The organism is Exiguobacterium sp. s5, from assembly GCF_018618075.1.
Classification (GTDB): Bacteria; Bacillota; Bacilli; order Exiguobacteriales; family Exiguobacteriaceae; genus Exiguobacterium; species Exiguobacterium mexicanum_A.
Genome location: NZ_JACSLK010000001.1, coordinates 680,246 through 699,668, shown reverse-complemented (window position 1 = coordinate 699,668; position 19,423 = coordinate 680,246). Strand labels below are relative to the sequence as shown.

19 protein-coding genes are annotated in these 19,423 nt (G+C 55.3%); 3 read left to right on the top strand and 16 right to left on the bottom strand.

What is annotated here, in order from left to right; genetic code table 11:
- Positions 1-26: 26 nt before the first annotated feature.
- From KNP60_RS03680 to hprK, 13 genes are all read right to left on the bottom strand, one after another.
- The gene (locus KNP60_RS03680; RefSeq protein ID WP_214796951.1) at positions 27-722 is read right to left on the bottom strand and encodes a MerR family transcriptional regulator; all 696 of its coding nucleotides are present in this window, start codon (positions 720-722) and stop codon (positions 27-29) included.
- Positions 723-779: 57 nt separating this feature from the next.
- Positions 780-1,220, bottom strand: coding sequence for a hypothetical protein (locus KNP60_RS03675; RefSeq protein ID WP_214796950.1), 441 nt, complete (start codon positions 1,218-1,220; stop codon positions 780-782).
- A gap of 62 nt (positions 1,221-1,282) precedes the next feature.
- Positions 1,283-1,798: a DUF2179 domain-containing protein gene (locus tag KNP60_RS03670; protein WP_021065440.1), complete on the bottom strand. Its 516-nt coding sequence runs from the start codon at positions 1,796-1,798 to the stop codon at positions 1,283-1,285.
- A gap of 95 nt (positions 1,799-1,893) precedes the next feature.
- Positions 1,894-2,130, bottom strand: coding sequence for a hypothetical protein (locus KNP60_RS03665; RefSeq protein WP_021065439.1), 237 nt, complete (start codon positions 2,128-2,130; stop codon positions 1,894-1,896).
- 86 nt (positions 2,131-2,216) lie between these two features.
- Positions 2,217-3,170: a DNA-binding protein WhiA gene (gene whiA, locus KNP60_RS03660; protein ID WP_034778536.1), complete on the bottom strand. Its 954-nt coding sequence runs from the start codon at positions 3,168-3,170 to the stop codon at positions 2,217-2,219.
- A gap of 31 nt (positions 3,171-3,201) precedes the next feature.
- On the bottom strand, positions 3,202-4,197 hold the full coding sequence (locus KNP60_RS03655; protein ID WP_214752922.1) for a gluconeogenesis factor YvcK family protein: 996 nt from the start codon (positions 4,195-4,197) through the stop codon (positions 3,202-3,204).
- Position 4,198: 1 nt separating this feature from the next.
- A complete protein-coding gene (gene rapZ, locus KNP60_RS03650; RefSeq protein ID WP_029595053.1) occupies positions 4,199-5,071 on the bottom strand; it encodes an RNase adapter RapZ in 873 nt (290 codons plus the stop codon).
- 125 nt (positions 5,072-5,196) lie between these two features.
- Complete coding sequence (trxB, locus tag KNP60_RS03645; protein ID WP_029595052.1) at positions 5,197-6,150, bottom strand: thioredoxin-disulfide reductase; 954 nt, start codon at positions 6,148-6,150, stop codon at positions 5,197-5,199.
- 68 nt (positions 6,151-6,218) lie between these two features.
- Entirely contained in the window at positions 6,219-7,691 is a 1,473-nt protein-coding gene (locus tag KNP60_RS03640) for a tetratricopeptide repeat protein (protein WP_233004468.1), read from the bottom strand.
- A gap of 295 nt (positions 7,692-7,986) precedes the next feature.
- Entirely contained in the window at positions 7,987-8,469 is a 483-nt protein-coding gene (locus KNP60_RS03635) for an acyltransferase (protein WP_029595050.1), read from the bottom strand.
- The gene (gene ppaX, locus KNP60_RS03630) at positions 8,462-9,112 is read right to left on the bottom strand and encodes a pyrophosphatase PpaX (RefSeq protein ID WP_034778540.1); all 651 of its coding nucleotides are present in this window, start codon (positions 9,110-9,112) and stop codon (positions 8,462-8,464) included. The genes KNP60_RS03635 and ppaX overlap by 8 nt, the downstream gene beginning before the upstream one ends.
- The gene (gene lgt, locus KNP60_RS03625) at positions 9,112-9,930 is read right to left on the bottom strand and encodes a prolipoprotein diacylglyceryl transferase (protein ID WP_214796949.1); all 819 of its coding nucleotides are present in this window, start codon (positions 9,928-9,930) and stop codon (positions 9,112-9,114) included. The genes ppaX and lgt overlap by 1 nt, the downstream gene beginning before the upstream one ends.
- Positions 9,930-10,868 carry an HPr(Ser) kinase/phosphatase gene (gene hprK / locus KNP60_RS03620; RefSeq protein WP_138859069.1) on the bottom strand — a complete coding sequence of 313 codons (939 nt, stop codon included), beginning with the start codon at positions 10,866-10,868 and terminating at the stop codon, positions 9,930-9,932. The genes lgt and hprK overlap by 1 nt, the downstream gene beginning before the upstream one ends.
- A 151-nt stretch (positions 10,869-11,019) precedes the next feature.
- On the opposite strand from hprK, the gene KNP60_RS03615 reads away from it, so the two are divergent.
- Positions 11,020-11,376 (top strand): hypothetical protein, encoded by a 357-nt coding sequence (locus KNP60_RS03615; RefSeq protein ID WP_029595046.1) that lies wholly within the window; start codon positions 11,020-11,022, stop codon positions 11,374-11,376.
- Positions 11,377-11,512: 136 nt separating this feature from the next.
- On the opposite strand, the gene KNP60_RS03610 is transcribed toward KNP60_RS03615, so the two are convergent.
- The 3 genes from KNP60_RS03610 to uvrB all read right to left on the bottom strand — a co-directional run bounded on the left by KNP60_RS03610 (position 11,513) and on the right by uvrB (position 17,608).
- Positions 11,513-12,691 (bottom strand): DUF4097 family beta strand repeat-containing protein, encoded by a 1,179-nt coding sequence (locus KNP60_RS03610; RefSeq protein WP_214752920.1) that lies wholly within the window; start codon positions 12,689-12,691, stop codon positions 11,513-11,515.
- A gap of 66 nt (positions 12,692-12,757) precedes the next feature.
- Positions 12,758-15,631 (bottom strand): excinuclease ABC subunit UvrA, encoded by a 2,874-nt coding sequence (gene uvrA / locus KNP60_RS03605; RefSeq protein ID WP_214752918.1) that lies wholly within the window; start codon positions 15,629-15,631, stop codon positions 12,758-12,760.
- Positions 15,632-17,608, bottom strand: a complete 1,977-nt coding sequence (gene uvrB / locus KNP60_RS03600) for an excinuclease ABC subunit UvrB (RefSeq protein WP_251130420.1) — start codon at positions 17,606-17,608, stop codon at positions 15,632-15,634.
- Between the two features lie 144 nt (positions 17,609-17,752).
- Between uvrB and KNP60_RS03595 the strand changes: the two genes are divergently transcribed.
- Together KNP60_RS03595 and KNP60_RS03590 are read left to right on the top strand one after the other, a co-directional pair.
- Positions 17,753-18,607, top strand: coding sequence for a sulfite exporter TauE/SafE family protein (locus tag KNP60_RS03595; RefSeq protein ID WP_214752917.1), 855 nt, complete (start codon positions 17,753-17,755; stop codon positions 18,605-18,607).
- 101 nt (positions 18,608-18,708) lie between these two features.
- Entirely contained in the window at positions 18,709-19,416 is a 708-nt protein-coding gene (locus KNP60_RS03590; RefSeq protein WP_034778546.1) for an MIP/aquaporin family protein, read from the top strand.
- Positions 19,417-19,423 lie beyond the last annotated feature (7 nt).

Here is a 19,423-nt window from a genome sequence, read left to right as displayed (position 1 = left end):
CCCAACTCCGGGAAAGGCGCTTCTTTTTATTGGACAGGTAACCAAATTTCAATCAAGTCGTCAGCTCCGTCTTGCCCATGAATGTAGCGCTCAAAATCGAGTGCATCCCGCAACGTTACATCCGGCAACGCTAGAAGTTGATTATACGTCGTGGGGATGGCCGGGATTCCGCCTTCGACCGTGGCGACAAGGTAACGTCCTGCCGACAGTTCAACCTGTCTTCCCTCTTCTCCTATGACAGGATCAGTCATCCCTGCTAGATAAGCTTCTTCTTTCGCTAAACAGACGCCATATGATTCGTCTGTCGTCAGCTCTGGTTGCAGTTTTTCCCAAACGAACGGGATTGTGGTGAGTTCGGATACATAGCCGTTCACGATTTTTGGCCGGTCCCACATCTCATAACGTACTTTCATTGAATCTCCCCCTGTTTGCATCCATTTGATTTGTTGCTCGACTTGTCGCAACGCCTCGATTTCGTGTTGGACCTCATCAAGTCTGCTGTCGAGTAACTCGCTCACACTTTCTGCCGTCTGAATTTGTTCGAGCGAGATACCCATTTGGCGTAGTAACTTGATTTCGTTCAGGCGTCTTATTTCTTCCATCCCGTATAACCGATACTGATTATCTAAACGAGTCGGTCGGACGAGTCCTTTCGCTTCATACCATTTGATTGCTTTAGTGGACAACCCCGTTAGATGGACCACTTTTCCGATTTGAATCATTGGCGTCCCCCCTTCTCGTTGATCATAAAGCCGCCCGTAGCGGACAGGTCAACTCTTTTATTCCTTGACCTCGACCCCGAACACATAGCGGCTGTCCCCACGCGGCCACTCCCCGCCCGTCTCAAACAAATAGACACCCGGTGCGTCTGGGACGACGGGTTCAGACCGCACGAGCTCCCCGTCGATGATTTGATGGAATGAGACGTTCGACGGCTCGGCATGGAACTCGACATCAATCTCGGCACCCGGCTCGACCGGTACGAGCTGCAAGTCGTCCGCTTCCGGCAACCCGTGGTCTTCACATACCGCCTCGCCCCCATTGGACCAGCAGAACGTCGACTGTTTCACTTCGGCCGTCACCGACCCGACCCGGACTGTCGGGAGCGGCGGTTTGATCGAGGACTCCGACTTCCAAAATGAGGTGGCCAACAACGCGCCGCCGACGAGAATCAACCCAACCACGACGATCCATAACCCTTTTCGTCTCAACTCGCTCATCTCCTTTGTTCTTGTATTCCCCGTTCCACGAAAAAACGACCCACTTCCGTGAGTCGTCCCGTTCATTTCGGGCGTCGGAGCCCTTTCATCATATAGCCGCCTTTAAAGTCGATCGGATCGAATGCGACGAGGAACGCTTTCGGCTCATACTCCTCGACCATTTGCCGCAAATCTTTCATCCGTGTCCGTGCCGCCAAGACGTCGAGACGATATCGGATGCCGTCACGTCCCTGACCTTGGTAGTGCGTCACACCATAACCGCTGTCGCGCATCTTTTGGATGAGCTCGGCCGGGAACTCTTGCGTGTGGACTTGGATCATGTTGTAGCCGATGGCAAGCTTACGCTCGACGTAACCGCCGACGAGAATCCCGAGCCCGAATCCGACCGCATAGACGATCATGCCGAGCGTCGTCAAATCTTGGAACACGATCCCGAGCGCGAAGATATAGATCAGCGTCTCAAGCGTCCCGAACAGCCCCGCAATCATCGTTTTTCCTTTGACGAGCATGATGGTCCGAAGCGTCAGCACCGGTACGTAGACGAGTTGTAATACTAGGATGAGCAAGATTTGCCCCATAGGATCGACCTCCATTCGAATTCAATATAACCACTATTCCAAATTTTAAGGCCGGATGCAACCAAAAAAGGCTGACCGCAGTCAGCCTTCCGCAATTATTTGTCTAAGTTATCCACGCTCGTGAGCAGTTCATAATCTTTGCGGATGACCTGATAGATGGCGTTCGTGTCACCTGACAATACTTCTTCCGCGCGCAATTGGTTGAGGAAGAGGCTTGTCGCGAACGTGACGAGGGCGCTTTTCGGGATCCCGATTTGTTTCGCACGCTCCGTGATGACCTGGTCTAAATCAGCGTCGATCGTGAGCGAGATTCTTTTCTTTGCATTCGACATAATCATGAAGCTCCTTTAAGTTACATTTCTAAGTCCTATACACAATTGCTAATTATATAGGAAGAATGGTTTTGGTGCAACCGGGGTCACGATGAGCTGATTTCTTCACCGTTTCGCACCTTGTCCGCGATCTGGTCGATCTTGCGGAGCCGATGGTTGATCCCCGACTTCGAGATTGGTCCCGTCTCGAGCATCTCGCCGAGTTCTTGGAGCGAGACGTCTTGATGGGTGACCCGGAGCTCGGCGATCTCCCGGAGTTTGACCGGTAAGATTTCAAGCCCGACCGTGCGCTCGAGGAACTTGATGTTCTCGACTTGGCGGAGCGCCGCCCCGACGGTCTTGTTCAAGTTCGCCGTCTCACAGTTGACGAGCCGGTTGACCGAGTTGCGCATATCTTTGATGATGCGCGCGTCCTCAAAGTCGAGCATGCCGCGCGTCGCCCCGATGAGTTTCAGGAAGTCCGAGATCTTTTCACTCTCTTTGATATAGAGGATGTGCCCTTTCTTCCGCTCGAGCGTCTTCGCGTTCAAGCCGAAGCGGTTGGCGAGGTCACGGAGCGCCTGGTTATGGTTCTCGTACAGGCTGTACACCTCGAGGTGATATGACGACGTCTTCGGATGGTTGATCGACCCGCCGGCAAGGAACGACCCGCGTAAATAGGCACGGGCGAGGTTCTCGTCACGTGTCATGTCCGAGTTGAGCGTGCGGATCATCTCGTAGTTCTCCCCGAGGATTTCAAGGTCTCGAAGCATCGTCTCGGCACGCTGGGCGACCCGGACGATATAGACGTTGTTCTTCTTCAACCGCATTTTCTTCCGTACGAACAAATCGAGATGATGGTCGTACAGCCGTTTCATGAGGGAATAGATTCGACGTGCGATGGCGGCGTTCTCGGTCGAGACGTCGAGCGTCATCCCTCGCCCTAAAGCGAGCGAGATGACGCCGTTCATCCGGACGAGTGCGGATAGTTCCGCTTTCGCCTCGGCATCGGTCACGACGAGTTGCGTCAATTCTTTTTTGACGTCAGAGGCAAAGCTCATGCCGGTCCCCTCCTTTCTGTTCAATCACAACTTATTTCAGCTCAAGTTCTTGGAACGAGCGTGGTTTCTTGATGCGCAGGACGCGTTGCATGACGAGTCCGGCGATGGCGTCCGAGTCATGGCGGATATAGTCACGGTTATAGTCGACGATGTCCCCCGCGAGCACGTTCGTGCCGTAATTTCGAAGCTTCTTCCGATCGAAGCGGACTTCTTCCGAGCCGTCCTCGAGGTAACGCTCTAAATAGATGTCCTCGATCGGCTCGTTGTTGACGACGATCGTGTCGACCGTCGACTTGCCGAGATACGCCTCGATCGATTTCAAATGTTTCATCGCGTCATACCCTTTCGTCTCACCAGGCTGCGTCATGACGTTGCAGATGTAGACGACCGGTTTACCCGAGCGGACGATGGCGTCACGCACTTCTGGAATCAAGAGGTTCGGGATGATGCTCGTATACAAGCTCCCTGGACCGAGCACGATCAAATCGGCGTCCTCGATTGCCTCGACGACACCAGCCGCCGGCTTGATGCCTTCCTCGAGCAAGAACAGGCGCTTGATTTGTTTCTCGACGAGCGGGATCTTTGATTCACCTTTGACGATCGTCCCGTCTTCGAACTCGGCGGCGAGCGTCATGAGTGTCTCCGTCACCGGGAGCACCTTGCCTTGGGCGTTCAACAGCTGCGACAAGACGTCGACCGCCTTGACGAACGAGCCTTCGCAGATATGCGTCGCCGCCGTCAACATGAGGTTGCCGAGCGAGTGCCCTTCGAGCCCGTAACCGCTGTCGAACCGATACTGCAAAATCTTGTCCATGAGTGGCTCGACCTCGGACAAGGCGAGGATGACGTTCCGGATGTCGCCCGGCGGCAACATATGGAACTCGTCACGGAGGCGCCCCGAGCTGCCCCCGTCGTCCCCGACCGTGACGATGGCCGTGATGTCGAGCGGATAATGCTTCAAGCCCCGGACGAGCGTCGAGAGGCCCGTCCCTCCACCGATGGCCACCACTTTTCTGTCGCGTCTCATCTTATTTCTCCTTCGTCGCATGCGCGAGATCGCGATGGACGGTCTTGACGTTATAGCGCTCGGCGAAATGGGCCGATACTTTCTCGGCGAACGTGATCGAACGGTGCTTCCCGCCCGTACAACCGAAGGCGACGACGACTTGCGTCTTCCCTTCGCGCTTGTACTGCGGCAACAGGAATTCGAGCATGTCGATCAGTTTTTTATAGAACGCCCGCGCCTCGGGGTGCGACATGACGTAGTTCTGGACTTCTTCCGTCTGCCCGGTGAGCGGACGGAGTTCCGGGATATAGAACGGGTTCGTGATGAAGCGGACGTCGAACAACAGGTCGATGTCGAGCGGGACGCCGTGTTTGAACCCGAACGACATGAAGTTGACCGTGAACGGGATTCGTTCCTCGTTGAACTGGAGCAAGATGCGGTCTTTGAGCATCTGCGGCTTCAAGTCGCTCGTATCGTAGAGCGTATGGGCCCGGTCACGGAACCCTTCGAGCAACGAGCGCTCCATCCCGATGCCGACGAGCGGTGCGTCTTCCGGGGCGAGCGGATGCGACCGGCGCGTCTCCTTATAGCGGCGCACGAGCACTTCGTCCCGTGTGTCGAGATACAACAAGTGCGGGTGCACGTTCTTCTGTTCCAAGTCGTCGATGACGATGAACAGGCTGTCGATGAAGTCGCGCGTCCGTGTGTCGATCGCGACGGCGATCTTCGGCCGGACCGAGCTGATGACATCGATCAATTGCGGCAAGAGCACCGGCGGCAAGTTATCGACGCAAAAATAGCCGAGATCCTCAAAGCTATTCATTGCGACCGATTTCCCGGCCCCGCTCATCCCGCTGATGATGATCAATTCTTCCAATCCTTTAAAGTCTTCCATGTCACTGACGCCCCCTTAAAATTGACAACCGAGCCGTGTGTGCAGCTCTCTTCTGTCCTTAGTATAACGAACGTCCGAAAAAAAGAGAAGGGATTGCGGTCGCCCGCAATCCCTTCTGCCTCATGTCACGCGTTTTGTTCGTGCAACGCCTCGAGGAGCCCCTCGATATAGTGTTGCGCGTTTTGAGCGGCAATCGATCCGTCGTTCGTCGCGGTGACGACTTGACGGAGCGTCTTGTCACGTACGTCGCCGGCTGCGAAAATCCCTGGGATCTTCGTCTCCATCGCTTCGTTCGTGACGATATAGCCTTGCTCGTTCGTGATGCCGAGGTCTTTGACGAAACCAGTGATTGGGTTCATACCAATATAGATGAACACACCGTCGATTTCGTGGTCGGACTCGGTCCCATCGACCGTGCTGACGAGACGTGCCCCACCGACTTTACCATCGGCTTCCACGATCTCTTTGAGCGTGTGGTTCCAGATGAAGTCGATTTTCGGGTTGTCGAACGCCCGTTTTTGAAGAATCTTCTGCGCGCGAAGCTCGTCGCGACGGTGAACGATTGTCACCTTGTCAGCAAAACGTGTCAAGAACACGCCTTCCTCGACAGCTGAGTCGCCGCCGCCGATGACGAACAAGTTCTTCCCTTTGAAGAACGCCCCGTCACAGACCGCACAATACGATACACCGCGGCCGCCGAGCTCTTCTTCGCCCGGGACACCGATTTTCTTGTATTGTGCGCCAGAAGCGAGGATGATCGCCCGTGCTTTATAGTCACGGTTGTGCGCGTGGACGACTTTATATTCCGTCTCGTCCGAGATGCTTTGGACGTCGCCATAAGCGTACTCCGCCCCGAATGCTTTCGAGTGGTCGAACATTTTTTGAGACAAGTCTGGGCCGAGGATGCTGTCATAGCCCGGATAGTTTTCGATATCTTCCGTGTTCGCCATCTGTCCACCTGGGATACCGCGTTCGATCATAAGTGTCGATAAGTTGGCACGCGACGCGTAAAGTGCAGCCGTCATTCCGGCTGGGCCGGCCCCGATGATAATGACGTCATAGATTTTTTCTTCTGTCATAATGATTCCACCTCTGCATGAAATTGATTGACTTCAGTATAAGAAACCTAGGGAGGTATCGTCTATCTTTATGCTTGTTCGAGTGTCTGTTTGAACGAACGGATCGTCCCCGTCAGCGTCGCGACGTCGATTCCGAACGTGTCGGCGCAGTCGTCGAGGATGAGGGCATCCCGTTTCGCATAGAACATCCAGACGAGAGCCGCGGCCGATGCCGTGACGTCCTCGAACGATGCCCCGGCAAGGAGCAGGAGTGAGAACCGTTCATAGAAGTCGCCGTCGAGGCTCATCTGTTCCGCTTCCGTCACTTCCGTCTCGGCGAGCACGAGGGCCTCATACGCCTGAGCGATCCGGGCGTCACCGGTGAACGGTGCCCCGCAAATCTCAGCACGGCATTTCTCGGCGAAGGCGAGCACCGTCTCGTTGTCGGTGATCCCGTTCGTCAACGCGAGTGCTTCAAACGCCTCGTCGTCGGCAAGTTTCGAGATGATTCGGATGATTTCGATGCGAGCCGCGTCTTCTTCTTGGCGCAACCCTTGGACGAGTGCCGAACGGAACTCGAGGTTGTCGCGGATGTCATACGGGCTCGCTTCTTCAAATTGTTTCAACTCGTCACTGTTCAAATAGGTGGCCGCTTCTTCAAGACGCCCGGTCTTGTAGGCGGACACGCTGAGCCAATGCCCGAACAGTGAATCCCCACGGAATCCGCGGTCTTTCAAAAGGCGGAGTTCTTCGTACGCGCGGTCGTATTGACCGACGAGCGCGAGTGTCGTGGCGAGTTTATAGCGTAAGTCGAACTGGAGCGGGCGGACCCGTGTCAGCGGGACCGACAATTGGAGCGCCGCTTCTGATTGTCCGGCCTCATGCAACAACAAAATCGTGTTCAAAATCGCATGCAAGTTGCCCGGGTTTTCATCGAGCACGTACTCGAGCGTCTCGAACGCCGCTTCATCGTTGCCGAGATAAAAATTGACGATGGCCAAGTTGTTGAACGCCGGCCAAAAGCGCGGATAGCGGTCGATTAACCGTTCGAGCGTCGACTTGGCGGCGAACAAGCGGCCTTTGTCGATATGCTGCTGGGCCTCGGTGTGCCACGTGATCAACTCGTCTTCATCTTCGTCCTCGAGTTCTTGCTCGAGTTCGATCAGTTCTAACAGCGATTGGACCGAGTCCGCATAGCGCCCGTGTGCCTCGACTTCGAGGTAACGTTTCGCATACATCGCTGCTTCTTCATATAAAGAGATATAAGCGCAATTGCTCGCAAGGTGATACAAGGCCTCGGTTGACGTCTCATCGAGTTCTAGCACCCGTTTCCACACGTCATTGGCGTGATAGATCTCCCCTACTTCAAATAACAGTTCAGCGTACTGTTTGTGATAGTCGACGCGGTGCGCTGCAGCGGCAGTGGCTTCAGCCATGAAAAAAGTCGCTTCATCTAGGCGACCTTCACGTAACGCACGACGACCTCTATAGTAGTGGAGCTCCGCGGCGAGCGGAGATTCTGGTTCGGGTAGCGTCATTACTGCTTCATAGTTCGCTTCCATATTCTAAATCCTCCACATCATCTCTAAATCTATTTTTAGTTGCAGGGTTAAGAATACCGCACTCAAACAACGAGGGCAACTGAAAAACTTAAAAAAAATCGGGACTATATTCCTTCTATAATGAATATATTTTGCTAGGTCGTTCAAATGCTTTTCGACAAAAATATGGAGGTTTCATGTCAGCGCCCATAGACACAAAAAAGCGGTATCGCCTTTAAAAAAAGTGATACCGCCCTAGTAATTTTATGAGGCCCTACATGTCTTGACCTCAAAATGATTTCGCACTAAATTGTGTCTATTTTGTGTCGATGGTATGGAGCTTTGCCCCAACGACGCGCTCTCCGGGCGCGACGTCACGATGGACGACGGCCCCGGCACCGATGACGGCCCGATCGCCAATCGTCACGCCAGGTAAAATCGTCACGTTCGCCCCAATCAACACCTCGTCCCCGATGTGGACGTCGCCGATCCGATACTCGTCGACGAGATACTCGTGACAGAGGATCGTCGAGTTGAACCCGATGACCGTGTTACGGCCGATCGAAATCCGCTCCGGGAACATGACGTCTGGCGTCACCATGAGTGCGAGCGCACTATAGTCCCCGATTTTCATACCGAGGAAGTTTCGATACAACCACCGCTTCGCCTTGACGGACGGGAAATACCGCCCGATCAAGACGACCGTCGTATTTTTGAAGACACGCAGGAAGCGAATCGTCCGGTACATCTGCCAAAGCGGGTTTGGCCCGTCTAGACGAAAGCGTTCCGTCTTACGCATGGACGGTAACCTCATCGAGCCACGCCTCGAAATGTTCCATCGAGTCGATGATGACGTCCGGTTCGAGCGCTTCGAGGAACGCACGGCCTTTAATGGCCCAGCCGACAGCGACCGTCTTCGTCCCGGCGTTCTTGCCGCTGAAGATGTCCGTGTCGTTGTCCCCGACCATGACAGCGCGGTCCGCCGTCGATCCGAGCGCACGGAGCGCCCGTTCGACCGGTTCGGCGTGCGGTTTCTCATATTCCACATCGTCGGCCGTGACGACCACATCGAACAGATGGTCGATCTTGAACAGACGCAAGCCTTGCTCGACGACGGGACGGCCTTTCGAGGTGACGACGCCCATCTTGTAGCCTTTGGCGTGGAGGCGATACAGCCCCTCGATCACACCCGGATATTCGGCGACGAGCTGGTCGTGCATCGCGATATTGAAGCTGCGATAGAACGCCTGCATCTCTTTCCATTCCGGCTCATTGAGCGCCTTGAACGACTTCTCGAGCGTCGGTCCGATGAACGGGAAGATGTCCTCATCGCGATACGTCTCGTCCGGGAAGTAGTACCCGAGCGTGTGACGGAAACTCGCGATGATGAGCGGGTTCGTATCGAGCAACGTGCCATCCAAATCGAATAGAAGTGTATCCATCAATCAAACAGTCCTTTCTCTGAAGGGTCGTCGTATCGTTTCGCTTTGCGGCGGACGATCATCATGACGACACCGAATACGATCATCGCGATCGAAACGAGTTGTGCCGTCCGGAGATCGCCGGCCATGAGGCTATCCGTGCGGAGCCTTTCGATATAGAAGCGTCCAATCGAATACCAGACGAGGTACGATAAGAAGATGTAGCCGCGCGGCGGGTTACCGACCATACGCCAGACGACGAGCAAGATGACGCCGAGGATGTTCCAGACGCTCTCGAACAAGAACGTCGGCAAGTAATAAGCGCCGTCGATATACATCTGATTGACGATCCAATCCGGGAGGAAGAGCGTCTCTTTCAAGAAACGGCTCGTCGTCTCGGCACCGTGCGCCTCTTGGTTCATGAAGTTCCCCCAACGTCCGACCGCTTGCCCGAGCAGGAGCGACGGAGCGAGGATATCGGTGATCTTCCAGAACGACATCGACTTGCGCATGCAATAGATGATGACGACGAGCAGCGCTCCAAAGATGGCACCATGGATTGCAATCCCGCCTTGGCGGATGTCGATGATCTGTCCAAGGTTCTCACTGTAGTAGTCCCATTGGAAGATGACGTAGTAAATCCGGGCGAAGACGATACTGATCGGAATCGACCAGATGATGACATCGACGACCCGTTCTGAATCATAATTGAGGCGCTTCGCCTCGAACAAGGCGAGAACGAGGCCGAGCATCGCACCGAAGGCGATGATCATGCCGTACCAATAAATCGGGAGCGACCCGATTTCAAACGCGACGCGGTCAAACGTTGGCTCTACCATTATTCCATGTCCCCTTCGTTGTCATGGATGGCGTTCGCGAGACGTTCCGCGAACTCTTCGGCCGTGTTGATGCCCATGTTCTGCAGGCGATAGTTCATCGCCGCGACTTCGACGATGACGGCCAAGTTTCGTCCCGGACGGACCGGGATCGTGAGTAACGGCACTTCGCTATCGATGATTTTCATCGTGTTGTGGTCGAGCCCGACGCGGTCGTATACTTTGCCCGCATCCCAGTTCTCGAGGTTGATGATCAAGCTGATCTTCTTGTGCGAGCGGACGGCGCCAGCGCCGAACAACGTCATGACATCGATGATGCCGATCCCACGAATCTCGAGCAAGTGACGAATCAATTTCGGTGCCGAACCGACGAGCAACTGGTCCCCGGTCTGACGAATCTCGACTGAATCGTCGGCGACGAGGCGGTGACCCCGCTTGACGAGTTCGAGCGCGGTCTCAGATTTCCCGACACCGCTCTGTCCTTTGATGAGCACGCCGACGCCGTAGATGTCGACGAGCACGCCGTGCATCGCGGTCATCGGTGCGAGTTCCATCTCAAGGAAGTTTGTGATCTGTGACTCGATCGATGTCGTCATCGCGTTCGTGCGCATGAGCGGGACGTTCGCCGCCTCGGCTTCTTGTTCAATCTCTTTCGGGATGTCGAAGCCGCGCGTGATGAGGATGCCCGGTGTCAATTCCGTGCATAAAATCTTCGCCCGCTCGCGGCGGCTCTCTTCCGACAAGCTCGCGTAGAACGTGAGCTCGGTCTTCCCGAGCACTTGCAGCCGATTTTTCGCATAGTGGGTATAGTAGCCGGCAAGGACGAGTCCCGGTCGACTGAGGTCCGGTGTGGCGACGGGACGATGGAGTCCCTCTTCCCCGGCGATGACTTGAAGTTTGAAGCGCTCAACGAGTTGAGCCGTGCGTACGATATTTTGCATGAGTATCTGCCCCTTTCACGCTCATTATTGTATCATAGCTCTTCTGGAGAAGCGTCAACGAAAGTGAGCGAAACGTGTCGAAAAAAAGAGATGAAACTAATTCGTGGCGATTCCGTAGAACGGGTATAGAGGATTAGGGAGGTGAAATCACATGAATTCACTATTTTGGATTGCCATTGTCTTTATTTTTATCGTCGGGATCGCGGCGCTCGTCTACTTGGTCAAATCACTGTTTGACATGTGGCGCGAATATGCCGCGACGAAAAACGAGACGGTGTTGCTGTTGTTCATCTTGAACATCGTCGGCTTGTTCTTGTCCGGGTCGCTGTTATCGATGATCGTCGCCATCATCTTCTATTGGAAACGGTCGAAGACGATGCGGAACCTCGGGATTTTCTTACTCATCGCCGGACCGGTCCTGTTCATCCTGTTCATCATCGGCTCATTCACGCTGTATGACGGTCAAATGATGGATTGGGAACAAATGGAGTATCAAATGAATCTATGACATGACAAAAACCCGGAGGCAACCGCCTTCGGGTTTTGTCATGGATGTCTCATTCGCCCGGTACATAGCCGACCATGGTGTTCGTTTCCGTTGATGCTAAAACAAACCCGAAGGCGAGAGGCCTTCGGGTTGTCGGTCATTGCTGATGGAACGGGTTGTTCAAGTCGGCCGGATTGACCGGGTCGACTGGGTCGATTGGTTCCGTCGGTTCGTGTTTGTCCTCTTCGAGGAACGTCGACGGTGTGTGGAGCGAACCGTGTTCGAGGTCGATCGTGCCAGTACGCGTCCCGGCCTCGACTTCGATGCGCGGTGTTTGACCACGGCCCGACAAGAATTCAAGACGACGTTGAGCGACGTCTTTCCGGTCGCGGATGATCTCGAGCTCGTCCAAGTTACAGTGGAGACCACCGAAGTTCGTCTCGAGTTCTCCTTCGACCTCGACGCCGTGCGGCAAGACGAGACGGACGTTTCCGGCGAGCGATGCGAGCTCGAACTTGGCCGGACGTGCCGTCGCGAGTTCGGCGCGGATGTTCCCGTTGCCGGTCTTGAGCGACGCCTTGTCGTATTTGCCGTTCACGATGACGGCTCCGTTGCCGGTCCGGACGTGGACGAGTTCCGATTCGACCGCTTCGACTTCGACTGTTCCGTTCCCCGTGTTGAGGAGCAGCTCCGAGGCATGTACTTCATGAAGTACGACCCGGCCGTTCGCCGTCTGGATACGAACGCTCTCGACGTCGAGGCCGTCGGCACGGACCTCACCGTTGAGCGTCTGTACGTGTAGGTGATCGAAATGATGATGCGGGACGTACAGTTCGACGTGCGCCCGGACGAGCTTGTCGCGGAGTGACACGACGAGACGGTCACCGATGACCGAATGCTTGACCGCTGACTGGAGCTGTTCGAGCGCCTTGTCCGCGTCCTGCTGACGGAGCGGACGTCCGGTGACAATCAGTTCACACTCGTCGTTGTCCGACGAGACGATCGTCGCCGAGGCGTTGAACAAGTCGAGCGAGATGTCTTTCCCGGTGAACGGGAACGATTTCGAATACGTCACTTCCGGCCCGAAGTTCGAGCTGAACGTGAAGTCGCTGTCACGAAGTTTCGTCACGAGCCCTTCGACCGCCGACGTCAGTTTCGTCGTGAGCGACTCGACCGAATAGGCATCGACTTTCTCCGTATCTTGACGTTCCTCGAGCGCTTGGACACGCTCCGGCTCCAACTTCTCGAGCCGTTCGAGCTGGGTCATGCCTTCTTCAATCGTCAACTTCCCGTCTTTCACTTGCTGGAGAATCAGTTCACGCATTTCTTGTTTCACTGTTCGTTTCCCCCTTCGATTTGGTCACACGTCAATCATGTTCCCGTTTCTCATCATTTCTATACCTTACTTCCGTTTTCCTGCTTTCGGTTTCGCTCGGGCCGCATCCCGTTCTAACACCGGTTTCAAGTACTTGCCGGTATACGAGGCCGCGACTTCGGCGACTTCTTCCGGGGTCCCGGTCGCGACAATCGTCCCGCCGCCGTCCCCACCTTCCGGTCCGAGGTCGATCAAGTAGTCGGCCGATTTGATGACGTCGAGGTTGTGCTCGATGACGAGCACCGTGTCCCCGTTCTCGACGAGGCGTTGCAACACTTTCAACAACCGGGCGATATCGTCGACATGGAGTCCCGTCGTCGGCTCGTCCAAGATGTAAATCGTCTTGCCGGTCGAACGTTTATGGAGCTCAGAGGCGAGCTTGACGCGCTGCGCTTCCCCGCCGGACAGTTCCGTCGCCGGTTGTCCGAGTTTCATATAGCCGAGACCGACGTCAAAGATCGTCTGAATCTTGCGCTTGATTTTCGGAATCTTGTCAAAGAAGTCGAGCCCTTCCTCAATCGTCATATCGAGCACATCGGCAATCGTCTTGCCTTTGTATTTCACTTCGAGCGTCTCACGGTTATAACGTTTCCCGTGACACACTTCACACGGGACGTAGACGTCCGGCAAGAAGTGCATCTCGATTTTGATGATTCCGTCCCCACGGCACGCTTCACAGCGGCCGCCCTTGACGTTGAAACTGAAGCGGCCTTTCTTGTACCCGCGCATCTTCGCTTCGTTCGTCGAGGCGAACACGTCACGGATATCATCGAACACGCCGGTGTACGTCGCCGGGTTCGACCGCGGCGTCCGTCCGATCGGGGACTGGTCGATATCGATAACTTTGTCGATATGGTCGAGTCCTTCGATTTTCTTATGTTTGCCTGGCTTCGCCTTGGCCCGGTTGATGTGGTGGGCGAGCGATTTATACAGGATCTCGTTGATGAGCGTCGACTTCCCGGAACCAGAGACACCGGTGACGGCGATGAACATACCGAGCGGAATCGAGACGTCGACTCCTTTCAAATTATTCTCTTCCGCCTTCAAGATCTTCAAGAAACGCTCGTCCGGCACTTTCCGTTCGGCCGGTAGCGGGATGAATTTCTTGCCGGACAAGTATTGGCCCGTCAATGAGCTCTTGTTTTTCATGAGCTGCTTCGGCGTCCCGGCGGCGATGACTTCTCCGCCGTGTTCGCCGGCACCCGGTCCGATGTCGATCAAATAATCGGCTGCCATCATCGTGTCCTCGTCGTGCTCGACGACGATGAGCGTGTTACCGATGTCACGCATCTGTTTGAGCGTCGCAATCAAGCGGTCGTTGTCACGCTGATGCAATCCAATCGACGGTTCATCGAGGACGTATAGGACGCCCGTGAGCCGTGAGCCGATTTGGGTCGCGAGACGAATCCGCTGCGCTTCTCCACCCGAGAGCGTCCCGGCGGCGCGTGACAACGTCAAATAGTCGAGACCGACGTTGTTCAAGAAGCTGAGCCGCTCACAAATCTCTTGCAAGATGAGACGGGCGATGGCGATATCTTTCTCGCTCAACTCTGTCATGATCGAGTCGAACAACTTGATGGCGTTGACGACGGACAGAGAGGTCACTTGCCCGATATGGTGGCCCGTGATTTTGACGGCGAGCGTCTCTTCTTTCAACCGATAACCGCTACATGTCGGACAAGCGTGTGTCGCCATGTACGTCTCCATCTGTTCACGGATGTAATCGGACGTCGTCTCTTTATAGCGGCGCTCGATGTTGCGGAGCACCCCTTCGAAGAAGATCGTGTTCGTCCGGACTTGTCCGAAATCGTTCTCGTAACGGAACAAGAACGACTCTTCGTCCGTCCCGTGCAAGACGAGGTCTTGGTCACGCTTCGACAGACGTTCGAACGGCACGTCCATATCGATGTCAAAGTGTTTGCACATCGAGGCGAGCAGTTGCGGATAATATTGCGAGCTTGTCGGCTGCCAGGCGACGACGGCGCCTTCCTTCAGCGTCTTCGACGGGTCCGGGATAACGAGTTCCGGGTCGACATCAAGCTTCGTACCGAGCCCGTCACACGTCGGACAGGCACCGAACGGCGAGTTGAACGAGAACATACGCGGCTCGAGTTCGCCAATGGAGAAGCCACAAATCGGACAAGCGTGATGTTCGCTGAACAGGAGCTCGGTGCCGTCCATCTTGTCGATGATGGCTCGGCCGTCGGCGAGGCGAAGCGCCGTCTCAAGTGAATCAGCAAGACGGCCTTCGACGTCAGGGCGGACGACGAGGCGGTCGACGACGACTTCAATCGAATGTTTCTTATTCTTATCGAGGTCGATCTCATCGGTCAGTTCGATCGTCTCGCCGTTGACACGGACGCGGACGAACCCTTCCTTTTTGAGCGAGTCGAACACTTTGACGTGCGTCCCTTTGCGGCCCGAGACGATTGGCGCCAGGATTTGCAGGCGCGTCTTCTCCGGCAGTTCCATCACTTGGTCGACCATCTGTGAGATGGTCTGGCTCGAGATTTCGATACCGTGACGCGGACAGACCGGTTTCCCGATGCGAGCGAACAAAAGACGTAAGTAGTCATAGATTTCCGTCACCGTTCCGACGGTCGAGCGCGGGTTACGGCTCGTCGTCTTCTGGTCGATCGAGATGGCCGGGCTCAGCCCTTCAATCGTATCGACGTCCGGTTTGTCCATCTGTCCGAGGAATTGACGGGCGTAGGCCGATAGACTCTCGACGTAACGGCGCTGCCCCTCGGCGTAGATGGTGTCGAACGCGAGTGACGATTTACCGGAACCGGACAAGCCCGTCAAGACGACGAGCTGGTCCCGTGGAATATCGATATCAATGTTTTTCAAGTTGTTGACGCGCGCCCCTTTGATGACGATCGCATTTTTCTTTTCAGCCATTTAATTCCCTACCTTCAACTCCAAGATTAAGTCACGCAATTCGGCCGCCCGTTCGAACTGGAGGTCGCGGGCCGCTTGTTTCATTTCTTCTTCTAGCTTGGCGATGGCTTCCTCACGTTCAGCCGGCTTCATCGAGCTGAGTGATTCGAGCACATCCTCCTCGGCGTCGACCGTCGCGCGGATGACGCCGCGTACTTCTTTACGGATCGTCTGCGGCGTGATGCCGTGTTCTTCATTATAGGCTTGTTGAATCGAGCGACGACGATCGGTCTCTTCAATCGCGCGCGTCATCGAGTCGGTCATCTTATCAGCGAACAAGATGACGTGCCCGTTCGAGTTCCGCGCCGCCCGCCCAATCGTCTGAATGAGCGATCGGTCCGAACGGAGGAACCCTTCCTTGTCGGCGTCTAGAATCGTGACGAGACTCACTTCCGGGATGTCTAGTCCTTCCCGCAGTAAGTTGATTCCGACGAGGACGTCGTATTTTCCGAGACGCAGGTCACGGATGATCTCAATCCGCTCGAGCGTCTTGATTTCAGAGTGCATATAGTTGACCTTGATGCCCGCTTCACGCAGATAGTCCGATAAATCCTCGGCCATCTTTTTCGTGAGCGTCGTCACGAGGACGCGTTCGTCCTGTTTGATGCGGTCGCGAATTTGGTCCATCAAGTAGTCGATTTGTCCTTTGATCGGATGAATCTCGATCGTCGGGTCGAGCAGTCCTGTCGGCCGGATGATCTGTTCGATCATGTGCGGGGTATGCTCGAGCTCGAACGGACCTGGTGTCGCCGAGATAAAGATCGCTTGCGACAACTTCTTCTCGAACTCGTCGAACTTGAGCGGACGGTTATCTTTAGCTGAAGGCAGGCGGAACCCGTGGTCGACGAGCACTTGCTTCCGGGCCTGGTCACCGTTATACATGCCGCGTACTTGCGGGAGCGTCACGTGCGACTCATCGGCGACGAGTAGGAAGTCTTTCGGGAAGTAGTCGATGAGCGTGTAAGGCGTCGCCCCTGCCTCGGTCAAGTTCAAATGACGCGAATAGTTTTCGATGCCTGAACAGTAGCCCATCTCACGCATCATCTCGAGGTCATAGTTCGTCCGCTGTTCAAGCCGTTGCGCCTCGAGCAGCTTCCCTTCCTCGCGGAACTTCTCGAGCTGTTGTTCGAGCTCGGCCTCGATGTTGACGATTGCTTTTTGCAGCTTCTCGTCGCGGGTGACGAAGTGGGATGCCGGGAAGATCGAGACATGCTCGCGATCGGCGATAATCTCGCCGGTGAGCGGGTCCATCTCGCGGATCCGGTCAATCTCGTCTCCGAAGAACTCGACGCGCAAACACTGCTCGTCGCGTGACGCCGGGAAGATCTCGACGACGTCACCTCGGACACGGAACCGCCCGCGTTGGAAGTCGATATCGTTCCGCTCATATTGGATGTCGATCAACTTGCGGAGCATCTGATCACGGCCCAACTCTTTACCGACGCGGAGACTTAAGACGAGGCTGTTATATTCTTCCGGGTTACCGAGACCGTAGATGCACGACACGGAGGAGACGATGATGACGTCATCGCGCTCGAACAAGGCCGACGTCGCCGAGTGACGAAGTTTATCGATCTCATCGTTGATCGAGGCGTCTTTCTCGATGAACGTGTCCGTCGATGGGACGTACGCCTCTGGCTGATAGTAGTCATAATAACTGACGAAATATTCGACGGCGTTGTTCGGGAAGAATTCCTTGAACTCCGAATAGAGCTGTCCGGCGAGCGTCTTGTTGTGGGCCAAGACGAGCGTCGGCTTCTTCACTTCTTGGATGACGTTCGATACGGTGAACGTCTTCCCGGTGCCGGTCGCCCCGAGCAACGTCTGGTACCGGTCGCCGCGATTGACGCCCTCGACGAGCTGTCGAATCGCCTCCGGTTGGTCGCCGGCCGGCTTATATTCTGATTGTAAGTCGAACGGAACGCTAATCTTATCCATATATATTCCTCGCTTTCTGTTCCTTGCATATTGACTTGATTATAGCACATACACGAACAAATATTCGCTTCTGACACGCTTCCCAAATCGTTCCGCTTTTCGTTATCATGGAGAGTGAATCTAAGTAGAAACGAGTTGGTCGTCATGTGGTCACTTCTCTTCATCCCGCTCGGTGCCATCGTCGGCGCCTTGTCCGGATTCTTCGGCATCGGCGGCGGGGTCATCATCGTCCCAGTGCTGCTCTTTAGTGGTTATTCGGCAGCAGAGGCCGTCGCCACGTCGCTCTTGTTCGTCGTCGGGACGAGCCTGTCCGGCGCGAAGAAACATACGTCGCTCGGCAACGTGTCTTGGTCGACCGGCATCACGGTCGGACTGACCGGCGCCGTCACGGCACAGCTGTCGAGCCGCCTCGTCCTCTCGATCTCGGGGACGTATGATTGGTTACTGAACTTATTTTATCTGGCTATCCTATCTTATTTTGCCGTTACGCTATTAAAGAAAACATCGAAACCGCAGAAGCCGAAAAAATCGACCGTTCTCGCGGGGATGATGATCGGAGCGATGGCCGGACTATTGTCCGCCCTCCTCGGCATCGGCGGCGGGTTCATCATCGTCCCGCTCCTCGTCAGTTGGCTCGGCTTCACGACACATCGCGGGGTCGGGACGAGCCTCGCTGCCGTCCTGTTCATCTCGCTCGGCGGACTCGTCGGCTATCTGCCGTCGCTATCGCTCGATTATGTGACGCCGCTTGCCCTCGTCCTCGGGGCGTTCATCGGCGCGCCGATTGGGGCATCCCTCACGGACCGTTACGACGATAAAGAGATTTCGTTGCGCCTCGCTTGGCTCTACCTCACCGTCATCGCTTCGATCCTCCTCGACCTCGGAGCCACGTGGTTTCCCCCGCTCGCGTACGTGAGCTTGATGGTCCTGCTCGTCTTTCTCGTCGGGATCACCCTCGACTTCAGACGCCGGATTACCAATCAAAACCACTTTTCATGAGAAAAGTGGCTTTTTTTGCATATTCGGTTTTGAAACGCTTTCATTTGGGGCATATAATGAAGTGGTAAGCCAAATTTAATATGGAAGGAAGGGAGTATCACATGTCAGCATTCGTCAGCGAAATTATTGGTACAATGCTACTCATCTTGCTCGGTAACGGTGTCGTCGCCGGCGTCGTCCTCCGTCATTCGAAAGCGGAGAACGCAGGTTGGGTCGTCATCACGTTCGGTTGGGGCTTCGCCGTTATGATCGGGGTATACGCGGCCGGAATCTATGGAGGGGCTCACTTGAACCCTGCCGTGACGGTCGGTCTCGCGACAGCAGGCTCATTCCCTTGGGCTGATGTGCCAGCGTATATTTTGGCACAATTCATCGGGGCGTTCATCGGGGCCGTCCTCGTGTATGTCCATTACAAGCCGCACTATGATGCGACCGACGACCCGGGCGCCAAATTGGCGACGTTCTCGACCGCACCTGGGATTCGTAGCACGCCGTTCAACGTGATCGGAGAAATCATCGGTACGTTCGTCCTCGTCTTCGGAATTTTATCTTTCGGGGCCAACACGTTCACGGACGGTTTGAATCCGCTTATCGTCGGTTTCCTCGTCGTCTCGATCGGTCTCTCGCTTGGTGGTACAACGGGATATGCCATCAACCCGGCGCGTGACCTCGGACCGCGGATTGCACATGCGATCCTTCCTATCAAAGGCAAAGGCACGTCGGACTGGGGCTACTCATGGATCCCGGTCGTCGGACCGATCATCGGGGCGGTCATCGCCGCATTGCTATACGGTATTCTCGTACCATAATCTTTCT

Excerpts from the sequence above, each read along its gene's own strand:
- whiA (WP_034778536.1), bottom strand. The coding sequence starts at position 3,170 with ATGAGCTTTGCCTCTGACGTCAAAAAAGAATTGACGCAACTCGTCGTG.
- uvrB (WP_251130420.1), bottom strand. The coding sequence starts at position 17,608 with ATGGATAAGATTAGCGTTCCGTTCGACTTACAATCAGAATATAAGCCG.
- trxB (WP_029595052.1), bottom strand. The coding sequence starts at position 6,150 with ATGACAGAAGAAAAAATCTATGACGTCATTATCATCGGGGCCGGCCCA.
- KNP60_RS03680 (WP_214796951.1), bottom strand. The coding sequence starts at position 722 with ATGATTCAAATCGGAAAAGTGGTCCATCTAACGGGGTTGTCCACTAAA.
- KNP60_RS03640 (WP_233004468.1), bottom strand. The coding sequence starts at position 7,691 with ATGGAAGCGAACTATGAAGCAGTAATGACGCTACCCGAACCAGAATCT.
- KNP60_RS03590 (WP_034778546.1), top strand. The coding sequence starts at position 18,709 with ATGTCAGCATTCGTCAGCGAAATTATTGGTACAATGCTACTCATCTTG.
- ppaX (WP_034778540.1), bottom strand. The coding sequence starts at position 9,112 with ATGGATACACTTCTATTCGATTTGGATGGCACGTTGCTCGATACGAAC.
- rapZ (WP_029595053.1), bottom strand. The coding sequence starts at position 5,071 with ATGGAAGACTTTAAAGGATTGGAAGAATTGATCATCATCAGCGGGATG.
- KNP60_RS03675 (WP_214796950.1), bottom strand. The coding sequence starts at position 1,220 with ATGAGCGAGTTGAGACGAAAAGGGTTATGGATCGTCGTGGTTGGGTTG.
- KNP60_RS03595 (WP_214752917.1), top strand. The coding sequence starts at position 17,753 with ATGTGGTCACTTCTCTTCATCCCGCTCGGTGCCATCGTCGGCGCCTTG.
- KNP60_RS03635 (WP_029595050.1), bottom strand. The coding sequence starts at position 8,469 with ATGCGTAAGACGGAACGCTTTCGTCTAGACGGGCCAAACCCGCTTTGG.
- KNP60_RS03665 (WP_021065439.1), bottom strand. The coding sequence starts at position 2,130 with ATGTCGAATGCAAAGAAAAGAATCTCGCTCACGATCGACGCTGATTTA.
- lgt (WP_214796949.1), bottom strand. The coding sequence starts at position 9,930 with ATGGTAGAGCCAACGTTTGACCGCGTCGCGTTTGAAATCGGGTCGCTC.
- KNP60_RS03655 (WP_214752922.1), bottom strand. The coding sequence starts at position 4,197 with ATGAGACGCGACAGAAAAGTGGTGGCCATCGGTGGAGGGACGGGCCTC.
- KNP60_RS03670 (WP_021065440.1), bottom strand. The coding sequence starts at position 1,798 with ATGGGGCAAATCTTGCTCATCCTAGTATTACAACTCGTCTACGTACCG.
- KNP60_RS03615 (WP_029595046.1), top strand. The coding sequence starts at position 11,020 with ATGAATTCACTATTTTGGATTGCCATTGTCTTTATTTTTATCGTCGGG.
- uvrA (WP_214752918.1), bottom strand. The coding sequence starts at position 15,631 with ATGGCTGAAAAGAAAAATGCGATCGTCATCAAAGGGGCGCGCGTCAAC.
- hprK (WP_138859069.1), bottom strand. The coding sequence starts at position 10,868 with ATGCAAAATATCGTACGCACGGCTCAACTCGTTGAGCGCTTCAAACTT.